Consider the following 18,106-nt stretch of genomic DNA (forward strand, 5'->3'; position numbering starts at 1 on the left):
CGCGGCGGCACTAGGCCGGCGGCGGACCGGCCGGCGATGGGGCCGGGGCCGGCGGTGGCGGCGCGGGGTAGACCGTGCCGGCCGCATGCGCCAGGCCGATGCCGCGGGCCAGCAGGCCGTCGTAGAGGCGCGCGACCAGGGCGCTGCGGATCGTGCCGGCGTCCTCGTACTCGTGGGTCCAGGCGCGCACGACGAATTCCATCGCCACCGTGCCCAGGCCGTCGAACAGCACCACCGGCGCCGGCGATGTCGCGACCCCGGGCGTGGCGCGCGCGACCTCCGACAGCACCGCCTCGACCTCGCCCGGCGCGCTGCCGTAGGCCACGCCGACGCGGACTTCCAGCCGCCGGCTGCGGTCGCGCAGGGTCCAGTTGACCAGCTGCTGCGAGATCAGCTGGCCGTTGGGCACGACCACGCTGGCGCCGTCGAAGGTGGCGACCCGCGTGGCACGCATGCCGATGTCGACCACGCGTCCGGTGGTGCCGCCGACCTCGACCACGTCGCCGGGCTGGAACGGCCGCTCGAAGATCAGCACCAGGCCCGAGACGAAGTTGTTGACCACGTTCTGCAGGCCCAGCCCGACGCCCACGCCCAGCGCGCCGAGCACGAAGGTCAGCTGGCTGGCCTTGAAGCCCGCCGCCGACAGCGCACCGACCAGGCCCAGCAGCAGGACCGCGTAGTAGCTCAGCGAGGCGACGCTGTTGGCGACGCCGTGCGGCAGCGACATCCGCGACAGCACTTCGGTGTCCAGCACCAGGCGCACGGTCTTCGCCAGCCAGAACGCGATCACCACCGTCAGCACGAACAGCAGCACGTGGCCCAGGCTCAGCCGCAGGTCGCCCAGCGCCCAGCCGTAGGACAGCAGCGCCGACAGCGACGCGTGCACCGGCGCCAGCACGCGGAAGCGGTCCAGCGTGTAGACGACCCAGCCGACCACCGCCACGACCACCAGCAGGTGCAGCAGCACCTGCACGGCGGGGCCGGCGTGGTCGCGCGCCAGCCGGAACCGGGACACGCCCGGGCGCTTGAACAGCAGCTGGATCCACGTCGCCACCACCGTCAGGCCGGCGCCCAGCAGCAGCGCGAAGTAGATCGCGTCGATGACGCCGCCGGTGAGCGTTTCCGCCAGCGACACGTTGCCGGCCACGTTGGCGACCAGCGCCACCGCGAACAGCAGCGCCCCCACGTGCACCGCGCCGCGCAGCGCCTGGCCGAGCCGCCCGGTGTGCGCCGCGTGTCCGGTCCGACGCGCGCGCCACAGCAGCCAGCCGGCCGCGGCCAGTCCCAGCAGGGTCAGGCCGAGGATGTAGAGCCGGTAGGCGGTGGCGCTCGACAGGAACACGAAGCCCACCCGCAGCAGCAGGAACAGTGCGCTGGCGACGTAGGGCGCGGGCCCCAGCAGGCTCCGGCGCGACGCCGGCAGCAGGCGCAGTACCGGAATCACCGCCAGCAGCAGCGCGACCTGGTGGGTCAGCATCGGCGCGTCGGGCTGGAAGGCGAACACCCCGATGACGATCACCAGCATCCAGCACGAGACCGGCCGCGCCAGCACCGTGGCCTCGGTCGCGCTGACCTGGCCGGCGCGGATCGGGCCGCGGCTGTGCCAGGCCAGCCACAGCAGCAGCGGCAGGCTGCACACCAGCAGGGTCTGCAGCGCACGCAGGCCACGGCTGCGATCGGCCTGCAGGTATTCGCGGGCGAAGCGGGATTCGATCTCCAGACCGCCGCGGATCACGTCGGCGGTCGCGTCGTCGGGCCCGGCCACCGTCCCGGTCATCCGCCACAGCGGCGGCGCGTCCTGGCGCAGCAGGCCGATGTCGTAGGCGGCGATCGCGGCGGCCACTCGATCGCGTGCCGCCTGGATGCGTGCATCGACGGCATTGCCGCGCCGGCCCAGCGAGATCAGCCGCGACAGCGGATCCGACAGCGCGCTCTCAGCCCGGGCCAGCTCCGCGCCGACCTCGTCGACGCGCTGGCGCAACGCGGCCGGCAGTTCCTGGCCCGCGGCCGCGGTCGCTTCCCAGGCCTCGCGACGCGCGGCCAGGCCGGCGGCGTCGCCAGCCTGGCGCGCGGTCGCATCGGCCAGGTCCGCCCGCCACCGCGCCAGCCGCCGGGCCTGGAACAGCCAGTGCCGCGACAGGCTTTCCAGACGCGGCACCGGCAACGTGCGCAGGCCGGCCGGCGACAGGCGCCAGAACGGATCCTCGACCGAGCTTTCGATCGCCGCGAGCCGCTGCGCGAACGCCTCGGCCGGCGCGGCGGCGTTGGCGCGCGCCGCCAGCGTGCGTTCGGCCAGGCGCTGGTCGGCATCGGCCTGCGCGGGGATGTCGGCGACGTCGACCGCGGTGGGCGCGTCGTCGGTTGCAGGCGGTGCCGCGTTCGAGGACGCCGCGCCGGCACCCGGCAGCAGCGGCGATTGCGCGGCCGCGGTCGTCGCCAGGGCGAGCGCCGCGAGCAGCACGCTGGCAATGCGGAGGACGGGGCGCATGGGCATTCCAGTGCCGGCGGGACGGTTCGCCGCATGCTACCCGGCTTGCGGCGGGCCGCGCGTCACGCGATCAAGCCACGCGTGTCGCGCGCACCGTATCCCGCCAGGTGGACCACTCGGGCGTGGCCGCGCCCAGCGGCTGGCCGTCGGCGATCAGGCGGCGCAGATCGACCGGCGCGTGCTGCGGCGCCAGCGCGGCGAGCAGGGCGAAGCCGAAGTCGCGCAGCACGCGCGTGGGCGGCAGCAGCAGCCACGTGGTGCACGCCGGCAACAAGGCGTCTTCGAGTACCGGGGCGACGAGATCCTCGCCCAGCTCCAGCGCCATCTCCGCCACGATGCCGATCCCCAGGCCCGCCCGCGTATAGGCCTGGATCAGGTCGCCGTCGCGCGCGGTCACGGCGACGTCCGCCTGCAGGCCGCGCTGCGCGAACGCGCGCTGCAGCGACGAGCCGGGCAGACGGCTGGAGGCATAGCTGACCAGGCGCCGGCCGGCGAGATCGTCGAGTCGCAGGGCACGGTCGAGACCGCCCAGCGGATGTCCGGCGGGCAGCACCACGCGCCGGCGCCAGCGGTACAGCGGCACGGCGATGCAGTCGGCGGGCGGCGCCCCGGTGCCGCTGAGCAGGGCGAGATCGGCATGGCCGTCGGCCAGCGCCTGCAGTCCGTCGGCGTCGTCGCCGGGCACCACGTGCACCGCGACCTCCGGCCAGTCGCGCTCCAGCGCCTGCAGGCCGGGCGCCAGCGCATGCCGGGCCTGGGTGTGGGTGGTCGCGATGCGCAGCGCGCCGCGGCGTTCGCCGCGCAGGTCGTCCGACAGCGCCTGAATGTTGTCGGCCTCCGCCAGCAGCCGCCGCGCATGCGCCAGCACGCGCTGGCCCGCGTCGGTCAGGCCCGCGAGTGCGCGCGCGCGGCGTTCGAACAGCGGGCAGCCGAGCGCGGTCTCGAGCTGGACCAGCTGCTTCGACAGGCCCGACTGGGTGGCGTGCAGGTGCTGCGCGGCCAGGGTGATGTTGTGCCCGTTCTCGACGATGGCGAGAAATCCGCGCAGCTGGGTCAGGGTCACGGGCGTGATGCGCCGGGGGCGGCGCGGCGTGGGGCATCGGTCATGCGCCCGATCTTGCGACAGCGCGTCCGGGCCCGTGTCCCGTGGCGGGCAACACTGTGTGCCGGCGTGCAGGCCGGGTGCGGGCCGGCGGCGGGGCGTGCGGTCGATGTGGGGGGCTCGCAGGCGCGGCACCGGAGGCCGTGCCGCGTGGGACGTCAGCGCCGCGGCGGCGCCGGCGCCAGGTGGTCGGCGAAGAACAGCGCGTTGACCAGCATGCGCTCGGTGCCGAGCCAGTACTTGCGGTGCGCCGGATCGTCGGCGAACAGCACCACGTTGCCGCTGCCCACGCGCGCGACCTGCGCCCAGACGGTGCCGGCGAGCGCGGCGCGCAGGTCGGCGCCGAGGTAGCCGTTGACCAGCGGGTCGTCGTCGATGCGCACGACGTTGGAAAACGCGTCGGGCAGAGGTGCGAGCGTGACGTCGGTTTCCTTGTGCACGAAGCCCGCGCGCTGCGGTACGCCGAAGGCCAGCGGATGCGTGGTGTCGACATCGACCGAGACCAGGTTGCCGGCGCTGCGCTGCTCGGCCAGCGTGTCGCGGCGCGACGCGAAGTCGAGACGCTCCGTCGCGACAGGTGCGTCCTTCGCGGCCGGCGCAGGCGCGGCGCCGGTCAGGCCCTTGGCCTGCGCCCAGCGTGCGGCGCTGCCGAAGGTCACCAGCGAGCCGCCAGCTTCGATCCATTGTTTGAGCGCAGCCACGGTGGCCTCGGGCAGATCGTCGTAGCGGCCGCCGGCGAGCACGATGCTGGTGTAGGGGCCGAGTGGGACGCGGCCGAGCTGCGCGGGATCGAGGCGCGTCGCCGGGTAGTGCAGACGCTCGCTGAGCGCGAACCAGGTGGAGCCGATCTCGGTCGCGTTGACGCCTTCGCCCATGACCAGCGCGATCGCAGGCTTGCGCACCGGTTTGATGCCGTCGCTGCCCAGATCGATGCCGGATACGCTCTGGCCGCTGGCTAGGCCGTGGGCGACCACGCCCGCGTCGCGCGCTGCCGTATCGACCGCCGCGCGCAATGCCGTGGCATCCAGCGTCTGGCCGGCGACCGGAATCACCAGCGTGCCTTCGCCGAATGCGGTGTCACCAGCGGCGGTGCGCGTGGTGAACGGCGAGAACGCGGTGCGCACGCGCACGTTTTTGGTGAGCAGGTCGGCGAGCGCGCGCTGCGCACCGAGATCGCGCCAGTCGATCGCCCAGGCATAGGCGGTCTCGCCGCGCGCGCCGCTGTCGAGCGCGGGGACTTCGGTGACCGCCGCGCCGAGACTTGGCGCGCGACGCAGGCGATCGTTGCGCAGCCCATACGCATGCGCAATCGCATACGAAGTGCTGCCGTAGACGCCGCCGCCGGTGTCGGGCGTTTCCTCGAAGATCGAATGCACCAGCCGGAACTGCGGCTGCGCGGCCGGCACCGCCCAGGCGCTGCCGGGCGTGTAGGTGCGGCCGTCGACGGTCAGCGCCGCATCGAGCGCGTGCACCTGGATGCGGTGGGTCAGCAGCAGATCGAGCAGACGTCGCGAGGTCGTCGCATCGGCAGCATCGCCGAAGACATAGGCCGCGTGCGGATTGCGCCGGCCCTGATCGCGCGCCGAACGGAAGAAGTCCTTCTGCAGCTCGAACAGGCCCGCATGCTCGTCGACCGCGCCGCGGATCGTCGCCAGGCCCACGGCCAGCTGGTTGCGGATCGTGAAGCGGAACTCGAGCGGCCCGTTCGCGGTGTCCTGCACCAGGCCGCGCGAGCTGGCCTGCTCGACGGTGACGCCGACACCGCCGTGGAAATCCGGATAGGTCGAGCCGTAGACCGGCGAGAAGTTGTCGAAGTTTTCCTTCGTGTAATAGAGCGAGCCGAGGCTGTCGAGCGCCTGCGCGTGGTAGCGCGCGAGCCGCACGTTCCAGTCGTAGGAGGCCTGCGGCAGCAGCGGGCTGTGCATGCTGCTCGGCGAGGGTTCGAAGTAGTAGGTGCTGTTCGAGCCCATCTCGTGGAAATCGATCTGGATGTTCGGCAGCCACGCATGGAACACGTCGAGCTTGGCGCGCGTCTCGCGCTGGCTCACGGCCAGCCAGTCGCGGTTGAGATCGGTGAAGTAGTGGTTGCTGCGGCCATTCGGAAACGGCTCGACGTGTTCCTTGTCGAGCGGATCGGCGATCGCCGGATTCGACTTCCAGGCGTTGTGCCAGTTCGCCGCGCGGTCGCGGCCGTCGGGGTTCTGCGCCGGGTCGATCAGCACGATCGCGTTGTCGAGCCAGCGTGTGACCTCGGGATCGGTGCTCGCCGCGAGATGCCAGGCCGTCAGCAGCATCGCTTCGCCGCTCGAGGTCTCGTTGCCGTGCACGCTGTAGTACAGACCGACGACGACCGGCACCTGCGCCGGATCGACGGCCGGCGCATCCGGATCGGCCAGCGTCGCGTGCGCGGCGCGCAGTTGTTCGCGGCGTGCGTGGTTCGCGGGGGATGTCACCAGCACGGCGAGCAGCGGACGCTCCTCGTAGCTGCGGCCGATCTCCTCGACATGCACGCGGTCCGACAGCCGCGCAAGTTCGCGCAGGTAATCGACGATGCGGTCGTGGCGCGTGTAATGCGTGCCGATCGGATAGCCGAGGAACTGCTCGGGTGTCGGGATCGTCGGATCATGCGAATCCGGCGCGGCGTCGGGGAAGTAGTACGCGGTCTGCGCGGCGACCGGCAGGGCGAAGCAGGCGAGTGCGAGCAGCAGCACGCGCGCGGCGTGGCGGATGGATACGGACATCGGGTTTCCCATCGTCGATGCCCGCGTGCGACGGCGCTGGAGAGGACGCCACTGCACGCAGGCGGATGAAACGGAGTGGCGCGGAGCCGCGCCTCGCAGCGTCAGAACCGGTAATCGAACCCCACCTGGAAATACCGCCCCCGCAGGTCGTACTGGCTGAAGTCGTAGGGCGCGCGGATGCCGGGGAACGACGCGTCGTGCGGCGGTTCTTCATCGAGGATGTTGTCGACCTTGGCGTACAGCGTCAGGTCTTCGATGCCCGACCAGCCGGCGTAGAGATCCAATTGGTCGTAGGCATCGACGCGCGACTGCACCGCGGTCGCCGCGACGCTCGCCTTCTGGTCGTAGCCACCGGTGCGGTACCAGGTCAGCGCGGTCTCGACATCGCCGATCGACCAGCCGAAGCGCGAGGTCAGCTTGTTGCGCGGCAGCGACGGGCCGAGGTTGCTGCCGGCGTAATCGACCAGCGGACCACCGACGACCTGCGGGCGGCTGTAGTCGAGCACGTGGGTGTAGACGCTCGCGATCCTGAAATCGCCCGCGCCGGTGCGGAAGGTCTGGTTGAACTCCGCGTCCAGGCCCGAGGTCTCGAGTGCGGTGAGGTTCTGGTAGCGGTTGTAGACGGCGACCCGGGATCGTTGTTCTGCACGATCGTCGTCGAATTGTTGGTGCCGATCAGGTTGTCGAGTTCGATGCGGTACCAGTCCAGCGACAGACTCGTGTCGGCCCACGGCGAGACGACGAAGCCGACGTTGTAGGACCTGGTGCGTTCGGGATCGAGTTCGGTGTTGCCGACGGTGAAGAAGGTCGGGCTCTGGCGCGAGCCGGCGATGTCGGGGTCATACGGATCGACGACGGTGCCGTAGGAGATGTTGGTCGAGGCCGAATTCTCCGACAGCGACGGCGCACGGAAGCCACGCGACGCGGATGCGCGCACCAGCAGGGTGTCGAGCGCCTGCCAGCGGAGGCCGGCCTTGGGCGAGAACGCGCTGCCGAAATCGCTGTAGTCGTCGCCGCGGCCGGCGAGCTGCAGGTCCAGGCCCTGGACGATGGGCACGTTGAACTCGGCGTAGAGCGCGGCAACGTCACGCTCGCCATCGACTGCGGCGATCGCTGGACGCACCTGCAGGCCCGCATCGATCTGCCAGGGATTGCGCGAGGTCAGCGATTCGGTGCGCGCCTCGATGCCGGCGGCGAACCCGACAGGACCGGCCGGCAGGTCGAACAGATCGCCGTTGAACTTGAAGTCGAAGCCGTGCAGCGACGACTGCGCCGTGCGCACCGTCGACAGGCGGATCGCATCGAGCACCGCCGGCGCGGTCGCGCCCGGCTCATGCAGGTTCAATGATCCATCGGCCAGCGATTGCGCCAGCGGCCAGCGGTTGGCGAAACCGCCGGCGACGGTTTCCTCTTCGGTGCTCTTGGCGAAGAAGCCGGTGAATTCCCAGTCGAAGCGTTCGCCGCGGCCGCGTACGCCTCCGAGGATGCGGAACGCATCGGAGCGGTTGGTCTTCAGCGACTGGCCGAGATCGAAGAACGTGTATTCGATCTGCGTCGGCACGCCATAGGGGTTGTAGGGATTGCCGGCCGGCAGCAGGTTCGACACCGGCTCGGCGAGGCCGGTCTGCGCGTTGAGCGCGAAGCGGCCGCCTTCGAGGGTGAAGTAGGGACTGGAGCCGAAGATCGACGCGCCGCGGATCCGGCTGACCAGCGCTTCGCCGAACAGGTCGACATCGTCGGTCAGGCGCACGGTGCCGTTGAGATACGCCTGGTAGCGCTCGGTCGACGGAATCAGTGTGGTGTAGGGCGCAAGGTTGATCGCGCAGGTATCGCCGGCGAGGCCGTCGATCGGCGCGCTCGGCGTCAGCGTCATGCCCTCGGGGCAGTTGCCTGCGGCGTCGAGGAACGGCACCGAGCGGCCGCCGACGAGAAAGCGCGCGCCCTTCGCCGACCAGCCGTTCCAGCGCCCGCCGGGCAGATCGTTGTAGATGCCGGATGCGGTGAGATCGCGCTGGTCCTGGTCGAGGCGGTCGCGGTCGTAGGCCTCGACGCTGAGCAGCAGGTTGTAGCCGTCGGTGTCGAGATCGCCGACGCCGCCGACCAGTCGCGCGCGGCGCGTGTCGAGACCGCCCTCGTCGGAGGTGCCGACGCTGCCACCGACTTCCAGGCCCTGAAAATTCTGCCGGGTGATGATGTTGACCACACCCGCGACGGCATCGGACCCGTAGACCGCCGACGCGCCGTCCTTGAGCACCTCGATGCGTTCGACCGCGACCAGCGGCAGCGCATTGAGATTGACGAAGGTGTCCGACAGGCCGTTGGCGGGAAAGCCGTAGTTCGCCAGGCGCCGGCCGTTGAGCAGCACCAGTGTGTTTTTCTGCGACAGCCCGCGCAGGCCGATGCCCGCGGAGCCCGACGCCCAGCCGCTGTTGCTGGTCTCGTTGGTCGCGTTGCCGGTGTTGGCCGAGATCGAGCGCAGCACGTCGGCGACGGTGACCTTGCCCGAGGTCGCCAGTTCCTCGGCGTCGATGACCTGCACCGGGTTGCTGCCCTCGGCCTCGGCGCGGCGGATGTTGGAGCCGGTCACCGTGACCGTGTTGAGCGTGCGCGGCGCATCGCCGGCACCGGTCTGCGCCGTGGCGGCGACGGGAAGCGCCAGCGCCGAGACGACGGCCGCGGCAAGGAGAGAGCGTGTCGACATCTGCTGCACCGCAATAAATGAACGGGCAGCGAGTACGCCATGCGGCGTCGGCGTTAAAAAACGGTGATTCGGAATACCGAGAGTCCACGACGGACTCTGCAGGCGTGCTCAGCAGACGTGTTCGCGGGTCATGTACTCGGTGCTGCGCATCTCGATCAGGCGCGAGGCCGTGCGTTCGAACGCGCCGGCCAGCCGCTCGCCGGTATACAGCCGCGGGGGCTCCGCGTCCGCGGTGCAGACCAGGTTGACGTTGCGGTCGTAGAGCTCGTCGATCAGGGTCACGAAGCGGCGCGCGGCGTCGTCGCGACTGCCGTCCATGACCGGGATGGCGCCGAGCAGCACGGTGTGGAATTCGCTCGCGACCTCGATGTAGTCGCTGGCGCCGCGCGGGCCTTCGCACAGCGCGTCGAAGTCGAACCAGGCCATGCCCTTGCAGCGCGCGCGCACCGCGATGCGGCGGCCGTCGATGTCGATGCCGGCATCGCGATGGGCGTCGTCGCCGCCGAGCTCGCGCCAGCGGGTGTCGAGCCAGGCGTCGGATGCCGGGTCGACTGGCGTGCGATAGACCGGCGAGCGGGCCAGCGCACGCATGCGGTAGTCGGTGTCGCTTTCGAGGAAGACGACGCGGCAATGCTGTTCGATCAGCGCGATCGCCGGCAGGAACCGCACGCGCTGCAGGCCGTCCTTGTACAGCGCGTCGGGCGCGGCGTTGGAGCTGGTCACCAGCACGATGCCGTCGGCGAACATGCGGTCGAGCAGGCGCGCGAGCAACATCGCATCGCCGATGTCGCTGACGAAGAACTCGTCGAGCACCAGCACGCGCAGGCCGGCGTCGCGCCAGCCGCGCACGATCGCCGCCAGCGGATCGCTCTCGCCGGCATGCACGCGCAGCTGCGCGTGGACCTCGCGCATGAAGCGGTGGAAATGGGTGCGGCGCTTGCGGCCGAGGGCGGGATCGGGGGCGGAAGCAGCAGCGTTAGCAGAAGCCGGCTGTGCTTCCCCGGAGGGGGCGGATGCGGGCGCGCCTTGCGGGTCAGGCGCGCTGGTCGCCGCGCCCTCACTCCCCCGTTCGCTCTGCGGACGGCCCCCCCCCGCTTCGCGCCCCGGCCCGCGCTCGCTGCGCGGGCGCGCCGTCATCCGCGCGGCAGCGCCGCGCAAGCCTTCTGCCGTCGCCCCGTCTGACGGGAGAGGGGCATTGGTCGGGCCTTCGGCCCGCAGTATCTGGAGGGGCAATCCGTCGTGGAACAGGTCGATCATGAAGGTCTTGCCGCGCCCCACGCCGCCCCAGAGATACAGGCCGGCCGGCGCGTCGACCGGTTCGTCACGTCCGAACAGGCGACCCAGCAGGCTGCGCCGCGGCGGCGCCGCCCGCAGCGCGCGGTGCAGGCGGTCGAGCTCGACCAGCGCGGGTCGCTGTGCGGGATCGTCCTGCCAGTCGCCGCTGGCGATGCCGGCGTCGTAGCGCTGCGACGGCAGCGGCGCGGCCGTCATCGGCGCATCGCCGGCGGCCGGGCCGCGCACACCGCGCCGGCCAGTGCCGGCATCGAACCGCGACACGGCATCAGGCGACGGGGTCCGGCAGATAGGCGCGCACGCCGTTCTTCACCGCGCCGCGCAGGTCCATCAGCTTGCGGTGGAAGAAATGGCTGGTGTCGGGCATGCGCACCAGCTCGGCCGACGCCTTGGTGTCTTCGAGCCACTGGTAGACGGCCTCGGGATCGACGATCTCGTCGGCCTCGCCCTGGATCACCAGCCAGGGGCAGGTGGGCAGCACGATGCGATCGAAATCCCAGCGTCCGGCCGGCGGCGCCACCGAGACCAGCAGATCCGGCTGCCGCGCATCGGTCGCGCGCCGCGCCACGTAGGCGCCGAAGCTGAAGCCCGCGAGCCACAGCGCATGACCGGGGCGCGTCGCGCGCACCCAGGCGGCGACGGCGGCCAGATCGTCGATCTCGCCAATGCCGTCGTCATAGACGCCGGCCGACGCACCGGTGCCGCGGAAGTTGAAGCGCAGGGTGGTCACGCCGAGTTCGCGCAGCGAGCGCGCGACCATCGTCACGACCTTGTTGTGCATGGTCCCGCCCTCGGTCGGCAGCGGGTGGCAGATCACCGCGACGACGGGCAGTGCGACCCCATCGGCCTCGGGCAGGTCGAGGATGGCTTCGAGATCGCCAGCGGGGCCGGCCAGCGCGAGCGGACCGGAGGCGGTGGGGAACGGGGGAGACGTCATGCCGACGATGATAAACGGCGCCACGTTCAGTCCGTGCGCAGGCGCAGCCCGACCAGCAGCGGGTCGTGATCGGAACTGCGCCAGGGCGACCCCGTGCCCGTGTCGCCGGCCGCGCCGCGGTACCCCGCATCCGGCGCCTCGTCGGCATTGCTGTGCCACTTCGCCGCGCCGGCCACGCGCCCGGCCAGCGCCGGGCTCAGCAGCAGGTGGTCGAGGCGTCCGGCCTGGCCGTCGAAGACGAAACTGTGCGGGGGTGCGTCCGCGCCGCCGGCGAAGGGATCGCGCCAGCCGGCGTCGAAGAACACGCGCAGCGGATCCTCGCGGGCATAGGCATTGAAGTCGCCGACCACCGCGACACGTTCGCTCGCGCCGGTCGGCGCGGTCGCCAGCCAGTCGCGCAGGCGTTGCGCGGAGTCGGTGCGGGTCGCGTTCCAGCAGGCCTGGCCGTCGCCGCGGTCGGCGTCGGCCCCGGCCGCGGTGCCGCAGCCCTTTGACTTGAAGTGCACGGCGACGACGGTGAAGTCGGCGCCGTCGGCGCGGCCGCCGCGCACCGGCACGAAGGCCTGGGCCAGCGGCACGCGGCTGCGGTCGTCGAACGGGCCGCCGCCGAGCGTGGCCGGCGCGCCCTGCGGTCGCACGCGGGTGTCGCGATAGAGGAGGCCGACGCGGATGGCGTCGGTGCCGGGGCCGTCGCCGGCATCGATGAAGCGCCAGTCGCGCGCGGGACCGGCCGCGTTCAGGGCGTCGACCAGCTGGGCGATGCTCGACTCCGGCCCCGAGCCGTCGTTCTCGAGTTCCATCAGCGCGGCGACATCCGCCTGCAGCGGCGCGATCGTCGCGACCAGGCCGGCCAACTGCCGGGCGAATTCGTCCGGCGTGCGCGCGCCGCGCTCGGTCGGGAAACCGCCGCCCCGGCCGTCGCCGTTGAACAGGTTCTGCAGGTTGAACGCGGCGATGCGCACATCGCCGTCGACCTGCGGCGGCGCCGGGCGTGGTGCCGGCTGCACCTGCACGGGCGCGGTGAGCTGCAGCCGCCAGGCGCCGTCGCGGTAATCGACGAAGCCTTCGACCCCGGTCAGCACGCTGCCGCTGCGCAGCGCGCGCGCGGTCTCGGGCAGATACCAGGGCACGCCGTCCAGCGGCGCGTCATCGCGACCGTCGTCGAGCAGGATGCGGCTTTCAGCATTGGCGGCCTCGACCAGGGCGGCCTCGGCGCCCGGCGACGCGATCTCGGTCGGGGTGTAGAGGCGACCGTCGAAGCTGGCGACCAGGGTGCCGCGACGCGCACGCTCATGCTGGCCGCTGACGGTCAGTGGCACCTCGATGTGCACCTTGCGCCCGGCAATCTTCGACCAGTCGTACGGACCGGGCAGACGCAGCGGCGCCAGCGCACGCGCCGGGGTCGGCAGCGTTTCGATGTGCGCCGGACGCACAGTCCGAAGACCGTCGACGCTGCGCATCGGGCCGGTGACGCGCACGTGCGCGCCTGTTGGCGGCGCCCGCGCTCCGTCCTCGGCGACGACGAACACGCCGGTCGGCATGCCCGGCTCCAGCGTCATGGACTCCATGAACCAGCCACCCATGCCCTCGACGAGATCACCGGTCACGTGTCCTTCGATGACCCGGTCCGGGTCGCTGAACACGACTGGCGAGGCGTCCACGACGGGCGAGCCGTCGGCCGGGGGCGGTGCGTCCGGCCCTGGCGCCGTCGCGCGGCATGCGGTGAGCAGCATGCAGACGAGCAGGCCGGGCAGCAGGCGGTTGGAGGTGGGTGGCAGAAGCATCGGGCGGATCTCCAGCGGCCACGACAGGCCGGATACGACGACGCCGCCCGGGGAGGCGGCGTCAGGGGCGGGCGAATGACCGGCTCGCGTTATTGGAGGTTGTCGACCATCCAGTCAACGGCGGCGTGCATCTGCTCGTCGCTGAGGGCGGGGTTGCCGCCGCGCGCCGGCATCACGCCGGCTTCGCCGGTGAAGCCTTCGATCGAGTGGCGGTACAGCGTCTCGGTGCCCTGGGCGATGCGCGCATCCCAGTGCTGGTGGTCCAGCGTCGGCGCGCCGCCGGCGCCCGAGGTGTGGCAGCCCGCGCACAGGTTCTGGTAGATGGTCGAGCCGTCCAGCGTGCCGCCGTAGGCGACCTGCGACGCGGCCGCTGCGGCCGCCGCTGCGGTGGCGGCGGCCTGCGAGGCCGCGCCGGTGGCGCCCGCGTAGACGGCGCCCGTCGGGGCGATCCGCGCCTCGGTGCGCTTCACGGTGCCTTCGGAAACTTCGGGCGGAATCGTCTGATGCAGGAACCACGCACCGATCATCAACCCCAACGTGACGATGGTCAGGAACACCAGCACCATCGAGAAGCGCTTCAGGAACTCAAGGTCGTAATTGCGCACGAAACACCTTTGGCGACATGGCGCGTGGCCACAGCTGAAGCCGGAGTATAAAGGCACCTCCGCGCAAATGCCTGCCCGTCGCGGTGCGGCCTGCACGCCCCATCCACCGGGCCGCGCGCATAAGAGGCGCATGCCCGCAACGACCGCCCCGCCCGCCGCGATGCACCGTCGATGGCGCTGACCGAATACCGCCGCAAGCGCGATTTCGCCCGCACCGGCGAGCCCGAGCCCGGCAAGCCCGCCCCCAAGGGCCGGCGTCCGCAGTTCGTCGTGCAGCTGCATCACGCCAGCCACCGGCACTACGATTTCCGCCTGCAGGTCGGTGACGCGCTCAAGAGCTGGGCGGTGCCTAAAGGACCGAGCTACGACCCCAAGGTCAAGCGCATGGCGGTCGAGGTCGAGGACCATCCGCTCGACTACGCGACGTTCGAAGGCGCGATTCCGAAGGGCGAATACGGCGGCGGCCACGTCGCCCGCTTCGATCACGGCGTCTGGAGCACCGACGGCGATCCCGAGGCGCAGCTGGCCAAGGGCCATCTGCGCTTCGAACTGTTCGGCGAGAAGCTGCGCGGTGGCTGGCACCTGGTGCGCTCCGGGCGCGCGTCGAAGAAACCCCAGTGGCTGCTGTTCAAGGCCGACGACGCCTATGTCGGCACGCTGGAAGCCGACGACCTGCTGGCGGACGTCACCGCGCCGCCGGACGACGATGCCGCGCGCGCGGGCCGGGGCAAGGCGCGCCCCAAACGCCGCGCGACCGTCGCCGCGCCGGTGCCCAGCCGCACGCGCGACTGGACGAAGGCGGCGTCCAGGCTCCCCGGCGCGCGCCGGGCCAAGGCGCCGGCCGGGGCGTTCCCGCCGCAGCTGGCGAAGCTGGGCGCGGCGCCGCCGACCGGCGACGGCTGGCTGCACGAACTCAAGTGGGACGGCTACCGGATCCTGGCGACGATCGCCGACGGCGCGGTGCGGCTGTGGTCGCGCAACGCGATCGAATGGACCGCGAAGCTGCCCGAGGTCGTCGACGCGCTGCAGCGCCTGGGGCTCGCGTCCGCCGCGTTCGACGGCGAGCTGATCGCCGGCGACGGCACCCGCGACGACTTCAACCTGCTGCAGGGCACGCTGTCGGGCGAGCGCCAGGGCGCGATCGCCTACGTGCTGTTCGATGTGCTGCATCTGGAGGGCGTCGACACCACCGAGGCGCCGCTGCACGCGCGCAAGGCGCTGCTGCAGGCACTGCTCGACAGCCCGCCGCCGCACCTGGCCTTCAGCTCGCACATCGACGGCGACGGCGCGCAGGCGCACGCGCTGGCCGACGCGCGCGGCTTCGAAGGCATCATTTCCAAGCGCGCCGACGCGCCCTACGTGCAGGGGCGCAGCGACGACTGGCGCAAGACCAAGACCGTCGCCAGCGACGAGTACGCGGTCGTCGGGTTCACGCCGCCGAAAGGCAGCCGCAGCGGCTTCGGCGCGCTGCTGCTGGCCCGGCCCGACGGCGCGGCCGGCTGGACCTATGCCGGCCGCGTCGGCAGCGGGTTCACCGACGCGATGCTGGACGAGCTCACCCGCCGCATCGGCAAGGCCGGTCGCACGGCGCCGACCGTGCACGTGCCCGAGCACGACACCGATCTGCGTGGCGCGCGCTGGTTCGCGCCGAAGTTCGTCGTCGAAGTCTCGGCGCGCGGCATCGGGCGCAGCGGTCTGCTGCGCCAGCCGTCGCTGAAGGCCCTGCGTCCCGACAAGGACATCGCGGACCTGCGCAGCGCCGACCACGCGCCGCCTGCCGCCAACGAGAAGGACACCGCCATGCCCTCGAGTCCGCGCGCCCGCAAGAGCGCGAAGACGCCGGCCCCGTCGGCCACGCCATCATCGAAACGCCCCCGCAAGACCGCCGCGCCGGACACGCGCGAGGCGCGCACGCCGCCGACGCTGACCAGTCCCGAGAAGGTGCTGTTCCCGGCCGACAAGATCCGCAAGCGCGAGGTCGCCGCCTACTACGAGGCGGTGATGCCGTGGCTGCTGCCCGAGATCGTCGGGCGTCCGCTGTCGCTGGTGCGATGCCCGTCCGGCATCGCCGGCGCCTGCTTCTTCCAGAAGCACCACACCGCCGGCATGCAGCTGGTCGACGCGGTGCCGATCGACGAGGACAGCGGCACCGCCGATTACCTGGTCGTGCGCGATGCGGCGTCGGTGCTGGAACTGGTGCAGTTCAACGCGCTCGAGTTCCATCCCTGGGGCGCGCACGCGGATGCGCCCGATCTCGCCGACCGCATCGTGTTCGATCTCGACCCCGGCCCGGGCGTCGCCTGGCGCGAGATCGTCGCCGCGGCGCGCTACGTCCGCGACCTGCTGACCGAACTCGGGCTGGTGTCCTATGTCCGCACTTCGGGTGGCAAGGGACTGCACGTGGTCGTGCCGCTGGCGCCGATGGTCGACTGGGCGCAGGTCAAGCCGTTCGCCCAGGCCTTCGCCACGAGCATGGCGGAGACCGATCCGCTGCGTTTCGTCGCCAGCGCCGCCAAGCGCCTGCGCAAGGGCCGGATCTTCGTCGACTACCTGCGCAACGGCCGCGGTGCGACCAGCGTCGCGTCGTTCTCGCTGCGCGCACGCGCCGGTGCGCCCGTCGCCATGCCGCTGTGCTGGGAGGACCTCGGTCGGGTCAAGAGCGGCGCCGCCTTCGATATCGCGAGCGCACCGCGCCGCCTCGCGCGGCTGAAACAGCATCCCTGGGACGGCATCGACGCGATCCGCCAGGATCTGTCGAAGTTCGCGTGATGCGATGGCGTGTCGCGCGGCGACGTGCACGACTGCCATGCGGTGACGACGCGGAGCGGTCGGCCACAACGTCGATGGCCGGCGGGAAGGAAAGACGATCGACGAGCCATGCCTAGCGGCAGGCATTGACGAGAGCGACAGCGCGGGCATTGCACGGCTCCGGTCCGTGAACTACGGCGCTGAAGCTGCTGGGCTTGCCGGTACGAGATTCAACAGGCGCCCGGCGATACGTCGGGGAATGCGGTCGCTCTACCGGATCGACGCCGCCGGCTGCTGCGCGTGCGCATCGCGGAGCGTCTGCCGCATGGCGCTGCCGGCAGAGGCCCCGCGCAATCGGTACTTCAGGGCCGGTCCGGATCCGGCAGCTTCGCGGGGACGAACGGCGACGTCGGGTCGCTGGCCGGGAACGTTTCCTCGAGCGCTTCGTCCTGGTTGTCGCTGTCGCGCTGCTTGCGCGTGGGGTCCGGGTCGGGCGATCCGGCGGGCGTCGTCATGGCAGGGGCCACGGGGGTGCGTCGGTTGGTCATGGGGTGGCTCGCAGACAGGGGGAGGCCGACCTTACGGCGGCCGCGCGCGCCGCCGCGTGAGGAACGCGGCGCGCGGTTGACGCCTCCGCGACGAGGCCTGTGCAAGCGTGCGCATTCACTTCGGAGCACGCGCATGGCACGTCCCATCTGGACCGGTTCGATCTCCTTCGGTCTGCTCAATATCCCCGTGGCGCTGATGTCGGGCGAGCGGCGGACCGATCTGAGTTTCCGCATGCTCGACTCGCGCGACAAGAAGCCGATCCGCTTCGAACGCGTGAACGCCGATACCGGCGAGGAAGTGCCGTGGAAGGACATCGTCAAGGCGTTCGAATACGACAAGGGCAGTTACGTCGTCATCGAGAAGGAGGACCTCGCGTCCGCCGCGCCCGACACGCACGAATCCGTCGACATCGAGGCCTTCGTCGAGGCCGACAGCATTAGCGAGCGCTTCTACGAGAAGCCCTACGTGCTGGTGCCGGGCAAGAAGGCCGACAAGGGCTACGTGCTGCTGCGCGAGACGCTGAAGGCCAGCGGCAAGATCGGCATCGGCCGCGTCGTCGTGCGCACGCGCGAATATCTGTGCGCGCTGATGCCCGAGGACGATGCGCTGATCCTCAACCTGCTGCGCTATCCGCAGGAACTCGTCGATCCCACCGACTACAAGCTACCGGCCGGCGGCACGTCGAAGTACAAGATCAGCGCCCGCGAAACCGAGATGGCGACGCAGCTGATCGAGTCGATGTCGACCGACTGGGCGCCGGACGGCTACCACGACGAATTCCGCAAGCGCCTGACTGCGCTGATCACCAAGCGCATCAAATCCAAGGGCAAGAAGGCGAAGATCGAGACCGACGACGCCCCGCACCGCGAGGATGCGGCGACCAACGTCGTCGACTTCATGTCGCTGCTGCAGAAGAGCCTCGACAGCAACCGCCGCACCCCGGCGAAGAAGGCGGACAAGAAGACCACCAGGGCGGCGAAGACCAGCAAGGCCGCGAAGAAGGCACCCGCCAAGAAGGCCGCCAGCAAGGACACGAAGAAGGCCGCCAAGCCGGCGCGCAAGCGCGCCTGAGGGCGCGTCTTCGCAGCTGACGTGCCGCGCGACGCGTGCCCTGCAGACGCGTCGAAGGCGTCGCGTCCGCCGCGCGATGCGCGCGGT

The 18,106-nt window shown here is 71.4% G+C and carries 10 protein-coding genes and 3 pseudogenes; 2 read left to right on the forward strand and 11 right to left on the reverse strand.

What is annotated here, in order from left to right; translation table 11 throughout:
- Window positions 1-10 precede the first annotated feature (10 nt).
- The 10 genes and pseudogenes from CJ022_RS13830 to CJ022_RS13870 form a co-directional block, all read right to left on the reverse strand.
- On the reverse strand, window positions 11-2,488 hold the full coding sequence (locus CJ022_RS13830) for a mechanosensitive ion channel family protein (protein ID WP_158238430.1): 2,478 nt from the start codon (window positions 2,486-2,488) through the stop codon (window positions 11-13).
- Between the two features lie 70 nt (window positions 2,489-2,558).
- On the reverse strand, window positions 2,559-3,551 hold the full coding sequence (locus tag CJ022_RS13835; RefSeq protein WP_101927222.1) for a LysR substrate-binding domain-containing protein: 993 nt from the start codon (window positions 3,549-3,551) through the stop codon (window positions 2,559-2,561).
- Between the two features lie 197 nt (window positions 3,552-3,748).
- Entirely contained in the window at window positions 3,749-6,331 is a 2,583-nt protein-coding gene (locus CJ022_RS13840; protein ID WP_101927223.1) for a M14 family zinc carboxypeptidase, read from the reverse strand.
- Window positions 6,332-6,432: 101 nt separating this feature from the next.
- A complete protein-coding gene (locus CJ022_RS17575) occupies window positions 6,433-7,062 on the reverse strand; it encodes a TonB-dependent receptor domain-containing protein (RefSeq protein ID WP_233198806.1) in 630 nt (209 codons plus the stop codon).
- Window positions 7,029-9,032: pseudogene (locus CJ022_RS13845) on the reverse strand (TonB-dependent receptor plug domain-containing protein); the annotation flags it as partial. The gene CJ022_RS17575 and the pseudogene CJ022_RS13845, both read right to left, overlap by 34 nt.
- A 108-nt stretch (window positions 9,033-9,140) precedes the next feature.
- Window positions 9,141-9,974 (reverse strand): annotated as a pseudogene (gene zapE / locus CJ022_RS13850) (cell division protein ZapE); the annotation flags it as partial.
- A 291-nt stretch (window positions 9,975-10,265) separates the two neighbouring features.
- A pseudogene (zapE, locus tag CJ022_RS13855) lies at window positions 10,266-10,523 on the reverse strand (AFG1/ZapE family ATPase); the annotation flags it as partial.
- Window positions 10,524-10,593: 70 nt separating this feature from the next.
- A complete protein-coding gene (locus CJ022_RS13860; RefSeq protein WP_101927552.1) occupies window positions 10,594-11,262 on the reverse strand; it encodes an alpha/beta hydrolase in 669 nt (222 codons plus the stop codon).
- 26 nt (window positions 11,263-11,288) lie between these two features.
- Window positions 11,289-13,046: an ExeM/NucH family extracellular endonuclease gene (locus CJ022_RS13865; RefSeq protein ID WP_101927224.1), complete on the reverse strand. Its 1,758-nt coding sequence runs from the start codon at window positions 13,044-13,046 to the stop codon at window positions 11,289-11,291.
- Window positions 13,047-13,135: 89 nt separating this feature from the next.
- A complete protein-coding gene (locus CJ022_RS13870) occupies window positions 13,136-13,651 on the reverse strand; it encodes a c-type cytochrome (RefSeq protein ID WP_101927225.1) in 516 nt (171 codons plus the stop codon).
- Between the two features lie 171 nt (window positions 13,652-13,822).
- Between CJ022_RS13870 and ligD the strand changes: the two genes are divergently transcribed.
- The gene (ligD, locus tag CJ022_RS13875; protein WP_101927226.1) at window positions 13,823-16,420 is read left to right on the forward strand and encodes a DNA ligase D; all 2,598 of its coding nucleotides are present in this window, start codon (window positions 13,823-13,825) and stop codon (window positions 16,418-16,420) included.
- Window positions 16,421-16,761: 341 nt separating this feature from the next.
- Here ligD and CJ022_RS17295 read toward each other — a convergent pair whose 3' ends face one another.
- Window positions 16,762-16,914, reverse strand: coding sequence for a hypothetical protein (locus tag CJ022_RS17295; protein ID WP_199171555.1), 153 nt, complete (start codon window positions 16,912-16,914; stop codon window positions 16,762-16,764).
- A gap of 166 nt (window positions 16,915-17,080) precedes the next feature.
- On the opposite strand from CJ022_RS17295, the gene ku reads away from it, so the two are divergent.
- Window positions 17,081-18,019 (forward strand): non-homologous end joining protein Ku, encoded by a 939-nt coding sequence (ku, locus tag CJ022_RS13880; protein WP_101927227.1) that lies wholly within the window; start codon window positions 17,081-17,083, stop codon window positions 18,017-18,019.
- Window positions 18,020-18,106: the final 87 nt, after the last annotated feature.

The sequence above is a fragment of the Luteimonas rhizosphaerae genome (assembly GCF_002849595.1).
Taxonomy (GTDB): Bacteria; Pseudomonadota; Gammaproteobacteria; order Xanthomonadales; family Xanthomonadaceae; genus Luteimonas; species Luteimonas cellulosilyticus.